The organism is Fulvivirga aurantia (assembly GCF_009711475.1).
GTDB classification, from domain to species: domain Bacteria; phylum Bacteroidota; class Bacteroidia; order Cytophagales; family Cyclobacteriaceae; genus Fulvivirga; species Fulvivirga aurantia.
Genome location: NZ_SMMD01000318.1, coordinates 1 through 1,739, shown reverse-complemented (window position 1 = coordinate 1,739; position 1,739 = coordinate 1). Strand labels below are relative to the sequence as shown.

The following is a 1,739-nucleotide window of genomic DNA, read 5'->3' as shown; positions in this document are numbered from 1 at the left end:
TACTTTAAAATCTTAACTTCTGTTCTTCTGTTAAGTCTTCTGCCCTCCGGGTTATCAGCTCCACTTTCAAACTGATTTTGAGCGATTGGTTTTTCTTCTCCATAGCCGACAGCAATTAATCGGGACGCAGATATACCTTTACCCACTAAATATTCTTTTATAGCATCTGCCCGGCTCTGTGAGAGTGCATGGTTGTGCTCACTTGAGCCTAAATTATCGGTGTGTCCACCAATTTCTATCACAGTGTTTTTGTTTCTCTCCAAATAGCTTTGAAGCAGGGTGAGGTCCTGATAAGCTTCAGGTTTAATGGTCGCATCATTAAAATCAAAGTAAATGTGCTCCATAACAAACACAGCGCCTTTTTTCACTCTCTTACTCAGTGATTGTTCTGATAGCACCTGCACATCCTGATTCTTGATTTTATCTAGTTTTTCTAACCACTTCAGGTCATTAATCATGGCAATATGAGGAAGACTATCACTTGCTGATGCTTTCGATAGGTCACTTATTTTAATATAATGAGTCTCGTACCCTTCTTTTGCAACAACCACATAGGCATCATGCCCGGGTTTATATTTTAATTTGAAACTTCCCTTGTCATCACTTTCGCTTATCCAATTTACACTATCAGGGTACTCTAAGTGAGTCAGGTCTGCCAAACCGATTTCGACCCCGGGGAGTCTTTCCATGGTTGTGTCATTCTTCACAATGAGCCCCTCTATAATTGAAAGTGATTCGTAATTGAAAGCATAGATGTCGTCACAGCAATTTTCCATAAACACCGACCGACTCCCGGTTCTGTTTGATACGAGCGTACCATCCTTGAGATATTCCCTCCAGCTGAAGTACGTGTCATCATATCCTGAGTTAATAGTGATGCCCATGTTTTCTGGTCTTTTCCAGCTTTTGAGTCCGCCATAGGCTTTAAATATATCATACCCTCCAAGCCCATTATGATAATCAGAGCTAAAATATAGTTCTTTGGTTTTACCGTGATAGTAAGGAGTTATCTCATTGCCTATGGTGTTAATCGCGCTACCGCAATTTATAGGTTCAGTCCAATCGCCAGCTTTAAAGGTTGTATACCAAATGTCTAATTGGCCTTTACCACCGGGTCTGTTTGAGCTAAAATAAAGCACTTCCGTCTTATGGCCACGTCTTGACATAACACCAAAGGCAGGTTGAGTGCTCGTATAGCTACCCAAATTAATTTTATTTCCTAGTTTTTCTGGTTCAGACCAGCTTCCATTTTTATAATCACTGACATATAAATCACATTTAATCTGATTTGTGGTATTCTGGCCGCATCGGCTAAATACAAATCGCTTTTTATTTAAAGAATAGCTGCCATTTGCAGAATGTAAATAGTCGTGAGAAAAGTCTTTTACAAGCTCAGGTTTTTTCCAATCGTCACCTGATTTTTTGGTTTCGTATAGGTTAACAGGAGGAACGAACTGTTCTTCAGCTGGTACTTCAATCAGCTTATCGCTGTTATAAGAGCTATAAATAAGGGTGTTGTTATCTTTCCAGAAAGCACCAAACTCTGAATATTTGCTATTCACTTTATTGGGTAGGGCGGTAATTTTAAACTCTTCGACATATGCATCCTGATACATTTGAAGTGCTTGTTTACAAGACTTGATTTGATTGTTTGCAATGCGTTTTAGCAATCTGAAATCTTCAGCGTTGGGGCGCAACCTTAAAAATTCAAGAAATATAGTCTTAGCTTCCTCATATTT

Annotated in this window: 1 protein-coding gene; it reads right to left on the bottom strand. The window is 39.2% G+C overall.

Going from position 1 to position 1,739, the window contains the following annotated elements; translation table 11 throughout:
- The coding region (locus E1176_RS01445) for an OmpA family protein (protein WP_155208801.1) at nt 1-1,616 on the bottom strand (1,616 nt) is incomplete at its 3' end.
- Nucleotides 1,617-1,739 lie beyond the last annotated feature (123 nt).